Here is a 4946-nt window from a genome sequence, read left to right on the forward strand (position 1 = left end):
GGGGTAAAGGCCCACCAAGGCGACGATCCGTAGCTGGTCTGAGAGGATGATCAGCCACACTGGAACTGAGACACGGTCCAGACTCCTACGGGAGGCAGCAGTGGGGAATATTGGACAATGGGCGCAAGCCTGATCCAGCCATACCGCGTGGGTGAAGAAGGCCTTCGGGTTGTAAAGCCCTTTTGTTGGGAAAGAAAAGCCATGGGTTAATACCCTGTGGTTCTGACGGTACCCAAAGAATAAGCACCGGCTAACTTCGTGCCAGCAGCCGCGGTAATACGAAGGGTGCAAGCGTTACTCGGAATTACTGGGCGTAAAGCGTGCGTAGGTGGTTGTTTAAGTCTGCTGTGAAAGCCCTGGGCTCAACCTGGGAATTGCAGTGGATACTGGGCGACTAGAGTGTGGTAGAGGGTAGTGGAATTCCCGGTGTAGCAGTGAAATGCGTAGAGATCGGGAGGAACATCTGTGGCGAAGGCGACTACCTGGACCAACACTGACACTGAGGCACGAAAGCGTGGGGAGCAAACAGGATTAGATACCCTGGTAGTCCACGCCCTAAACGATGCGAACTGGATGTTGGGTGCAATTTGGCACGCAGTATCGAAGCTAACGCGTTAAGTTCGCCGCCTGGGGAGTACGGTCGCAAGACTGAAACTCAAAGGAATTGACGGGGGCCCGCACAAGCGGTGGAGTATGTGGTTTAATTCGATGCAACGCGAAGAACCTTACCTGGTCTTGACATCCACGGAACTTTCCAGAGATGGATTGGTGCCTTCGGGAACCGTGAGACAGGTGCTGCATGGCTGTCGTCAGCTCGTGTCGTGAGATGTTGGGTTAAGTCCCGCAACGAGCGCAACCCTTGTCCTTAGTTGCCAGCACGTAATGGTGGGAACTCTAAGGAGACCGCCGGTGACAAACCGGAGGAAGGTGGGGATGACGTCAAGTCATCATGGCCCTTACGACCAGGGCTACACACGTACTACAATGGTAGGGACAGAGGGCTGCAAACCCGCGAGGGCTAGCCAATCCCAGAAACCCTATCTCAGTCCGGATTGGAGTCTGCAACTCGACTCCATGAAGTCGGAATCGCTAGTAATCGCAGATCAGCATTGCTGCGGTGAATACGTTCCCGGGCCTTGTACACACCGCCCGTCACACCATGGGAGTTTGTTGCACCAGAAGCAGGTAGCTTAACCTTCGGGAGGGCGCTTGCCACGGTGTGGCCGATGACTGGGGTGAAGTCGTAACAAGGTAGCCGTATCGGAAGGTGCGGCTGGATCACCTCCTTTTGAGCAAGGCAGCATCGTCCTGTCGGGCGTCCTCACAAGTAACCTGCATTCAGAGTTTCGAGTCGGCCGCGAGGTTGGCTTGGATAGTCCCGTATATGGGGCCTTAGCTCAGCTGGGAGAGCACCTGCTTTGCAAGCAGGGGGTCGTCGGTTCGATCCCGACAGGCTCCACCATCTGATCTAAACGGACATTGGGTCTGTAGCTCAGGTGGTTAGAGCGCACCCCTGATAAGGGTGAGGTCGGTGGTTCGAGTCCTCCCAGACCCACCACTCTGAATGATTGGCGCATACGCAGAATTTAGACGGACTGGCATTGTGGCTGGCCCGTGTTCTTTTAAAACTTGTGACGTAGCGAGCGTTTGAGATGATCTATCTTGACGTGTCGTGAGGCTAAGGCGGAAGACTTGAATGTCTTCTTATTGATTGAGTCGTTATATTCGTATCCAGGCTTTGTACCCCTGGATCATGTATAGCCCAAGGCAACTTGCGGTTATATGGTCAAGCGAATAAGCGCACACGGTGGATGCCTTGGCGGTCAGAGGCGATGAAGGACGTGGCAGCCTGCGAAAAGTGTCGGGGAGCTGGCAACAAGCTTTGATCCGGCAATGTCCGAATGGGGAAACCCACTGCTTCGGCAGTATCCTGCAGTGAATACATAGCTGCTGGAAGCGAACCCGGGGAACTGAAATATCTAAGTACCCGGAGGAAAAGAAATCAACCGAGATTCCCTGAGTAGCGACGAGCGAACGGGGACTAGCCCTTAAGCTGGTATGGTTTTAGAAAAACAACCTGGAAAGGTTGGCCATAGAAGGTGATAGCCCTGTATTTGAAAGGGCCATACCAGTGAAGACGAGTAGGGCGGGGCACGTGAAACCCTGTCTGAACATGGGGGGACCATCCTCCAAGGCTAAATACTACTGACCGACCGATAGTGAACCAGTACCGTGAGGGAAAGGCGAAAAGAACCCCGGAGAGGGGAGTGAAATAGATCCTGAAACCGTGTGCGTACAAGCAGTAGGAGCCCGCAAGGGTGACTGCGTACCTTTTGTATAATGGGTCAGCGACTTACTGTTCGTGGCAAGCTTAACCGTATAGGGGAGGCGAAGGGAAACCGAGTCTGATAAGGGCGCATAGTCGCGGGCAGTAGACCCGAAACCGGGTGATCTAGTCATGCCCAGGGTGAAGGTGCGGTAACACGCACTGGAGGCCCGAACCCACTCCCGTTGCAAAGGTAGGGGATGAGGTGTGATTAGGAGTGAAAAGCTAATCGAACCCGGAGATAGCTGGTTCTCCTCGAAAGCTATTTAGGTAGCGCCTCATATGTATCCTCTCGGGGGTAGAGCACTGTTATGGCTAGGGGGTCATCGCGACTTACCAAACCATTGCAAACTCCGAATACCGAGACGGACTGTATGGGAGACACACGGCGGGTGCTAACGTCCGTCGTGAAAAGGGAAACAACCCAGACCCACAGCTAAGGTCCCAAATTTTGTGCTAAGTGGAAAACCATGTGGAAAGGCACAGACAGCCAGGAGGTTGGCTTAGAAGCAGCCACCCTTTAAAGAAAGCGTAATAGCTCACTGGTCGAGTCGGTCTGCGGGGAAGATTTAACGGGGCTAAGCACAGAACCGAAGCTTGGGGTGCATACTTTGTATGCGCGGTAGAGGAGCGTTCCGTAAGCCTGCGAAGGTGGATTGAGAAGTCTGCTGGAGGTATCGGAAGTGCGAATGCTGACATGAGTAACGATAATGCGGGTGAAAAACCCGCACGCCGAAAGCCCAAGGTTTCCTTGCGCAACGTTAATCGGCGCAGGGTGAGTCGGCCCCTAAGGCGAGGCAGAAATGCGTAGTCGATGGGAAGCAGGTTAATATTCCTGCACCTCGCGTAAGTGCGATGGAGGGACGGAGAAGGTTAGGTGTACCGGGCGTTGGTTGTCCCGGGGAAAGGCGGTAGGTTTGGATCTTTGGCAAATCCGGGATCCTTTAAGACCGAGCACCGAGACGAGTCTTTAAGACGAAGTCACTGATACCACGCTTCCAGGAAAAGCTCCTAAGCTTCAGCTTACGCAGACCGTACCGTAAACCGACACAGGTGGGTAGGATGAGAATTCTCAGGCGCTTGAGAGAACTCGGGTGAAGGAACTAGGCAACATGGCACCGTAACTTCGGGAGAAGGTGCGCCCTTTTTGGTGGCTCGTGCGAGCTATAGCTGAAGAGGGCCGCAGTAACCAGGCCGCTGCGACTGTTTATCAAAAACACAGCACTCTGCAAACACGAAAGTGGACGTATAGGGTGTGACGCCTGCCCGGTGCTGGAAGGTTAATTGATGGGGTCAGCCGCAAGGCGAAGCTCTTGATCGAAGCCCCAGTAAACGGCGGCCGTAACTATAACGGTCCTAAGGTAGCGAAATTCCTTGTCGGGTAAGTTCCGACCTGCACGAATGGCGTAACGACAGCGGCGCTGTCTCCACCCGAGACTCAGTGAAATTGAAATCGCTGTGAAGATGCAGCGTTCCCGTGGCAAGACGGAAAGACCCCGTGAACCTTTACTATAGCTTTACACTGAACGTTGAGTTCGTCTGTGTAGGATAGGTGGGAGGCTATGAAACCATGGCGCTAGCTGTGGCGGAGCCATCCTTGAAATACCACCCTGTCGTGCTTGACGTTCTAACCTAGGTCCATTATCTGGATCGGGGACCGTGTATGGTGGGTAGTTTGACTGGGGCGGTCTCCTCCTAAAGAGTAACGGAGGAGCTCGAAGGTACGCTCAGCGCGGTCGGACATCGCGCACTGTGTGCAAAGGCATAAGCGTGCTTGACTGCAAGATCGACGGATCAAGCAGGTACGAAAGTAGGACTTAGTGATCCGGTGGTTCTGTATGGAAGGGCCATCGCTCAACGGATAAAAGGTACTCCGGGGATAACAGGCTGATACCGCCCAAGAGTTCATATCGACGGCGGTGTTTGGCACCTCGATGTCGGCTCATCACATCCTGGGGCTGTAGTCGGTCCCAAGGGTATGGCTGTTCGCCATTTAAAGTGGTACGCGAGCTGGGTTCAGAACGTCGTGAGACAGTTCGGTCCCTATCTGCCATGGGCGTTGGAAGTTTGAGAGGGGCTGCTCCTAGTACGAGAGGACCGGAGTGGACGAACCTCTGGTGTTCCGGTTGTCACGCCAGTGGCATTGCCGGGTAGCTATGTTCGGAAGCGATAACCGCTGAAAGCATCTAAGCGGGAAGCGCGCCTCAAGATGAGACTTCCCGGGGCACAAGCCCCCTGAAGGAACCATGTAGACTACGTGGTTGATAGGTCAGGTGTGTAAGTGCAGCAATGCATTGAGCTAACTGATACTAATGATCCGTGCGGCTTGACCATATAACCTCAAGTTGCCTTGGCCGACGACATGTCGATAGATCCAAGTGCACGCTACGTCACAAGACCCTACGAGAGGCTGGCGCTTCATCCAGTACACCGGATAGCGACCCTCCAACCCTCTCCCTGGTGAAATTAGCGCTGTGGAACCACCCGATCCCATCCCGAACTCGGAAGTGAAACGCAGCTGCGCCGATGGTAGTGTGGCTCAAGCCATGCGAGAGTAGGTCATCGCCAGGGGCTTTACCCCCAAACCCCCGCAGCTCACGCTGCGGGGGTTTGCTTTTTT

2 tRNA genes and 3 rRNA genes are annotated in these 4946 nt (G+C 54.3%); all 5 read left to right on the forward strand.

Features of this window, described 5'->3' with window-relative positions:
• Positions 1 to 1289 (forward strand): 16S ribosomal RNA (locus OK345_RS17665); the annotation flags it as partial.
• Positions 1290 to 1386: 97 nt separating this feature from the next.
• Positions 1387 to 1462 (forward strand) — tRNA-Ala (locus tag OK345_RS17670).
• A 19-nt stretch (positions 1463 to 1481) separates the two neighbouring features.
• Positions 1482 to 1558 (forward strand) — tRNA-Ile (locus tag OK345_RS17675).
• Positions 1559 to 1784: 226 nt separating this feature from the next.
• Positions 1785 to 4660, forward strand: a 23S ribosomal RNA gene (locus OK345_RS17680).
• Positions 4661 to 4782: 122 nt separating this feature from the next.
• Positions 4783 to 4897, forward strand: a 5S ribosomal RNA gene (gene rrf, locus OK345_RS17685).
• The last annotated feature ends 49 nt before the right edge of the window (positions 4898 to 4946 follow it).

It is taken from the genome of Xanthomonas chitinilytica (assembly GCF_026107455.2).
Taxonomy (GTDB): domain Bacteria; phylum Pseudomonadota; class Gammaproteobacteria; order Xanthomonadales; family Xanthomonadaceae; genus Stenotrophomonas; species Stenotrophomonas chitinilytica.